Source organism: Vibrio sp. 1978 (assembly GCF_033344345.1).
Window position 1 is genome coordinate 1 of record NZ_JAWPOP010000537.1, and the last position, 666, is coordinate 666.

1 protein-coding gene is annotated in these 666 nt (G+C 48.3%); it reads left to right on the forward strand.

What is annotated here, in order from left to right:
• The coding region (locus R8N49_RS27680) for an aminotransferase class III-fold pyridoxal phosphate-dependent enzyme (protein ID WP_318190524.1) at nt 1-666 on the forward strand (666 nt) is incomplete at both ends.

A 666-nucleotide genomic window follows, 5' to 3' on the forward strand; every position in this document is an offset into this window, starting at 1 on the left:
ATTCGTCTCGCTCGTGGCTTTACTGTTCGTGACAAGATCATGAATTTTGAAGCCTGTTACCACGGTCACGCAGACAGTTTGCTAGTAAAAGCAGGCTCTGGTGCACTAACTCTAGGCCAACCAAGTTCTCCAGGCGTTCCTGCAGACTTTGCTAAGCACACGCTAACAGCAACATTTAACGATCTAGATTCTGTACGCGAACTGTTTGCAGCGAACAAAGGTGAAATCGCATGTATCATCGTTGAGCCAGTGGCGGGCAACATGAACTGTATCCCACCAGTAGAAGGCTTCCATGAAGGCCTGCGTGAAATCTGTGATCAAGAAGGCGCACTGCTGATTTTTGATGAAGTAATGACAGGCTTCCGTGTTGCACTTGGCGGCGCACAAGCACACTACAACATCAAACCAGATCTAACCACGCTAGGTAAAGTAATCGGCGGCGGTATGCCAGTGGGTGCTTTCGGTGGCCGTAAAGAAGTGATGCAATACGTTGCGCCTACAGGCCCTGTTTACCAAGCTGGTACGCTTTCTGGTAACCCAGTGGCAATGGCTGCAGGTTTTGCCTGTTTGAACCTTCTAAAAGAAGAAGGCAATGAAAAACGCCTAGCTTCTAAAACTAAGCAACTGGCAGATGGCTTTAAGTCTCTAGCAGAGAAACACGGTATC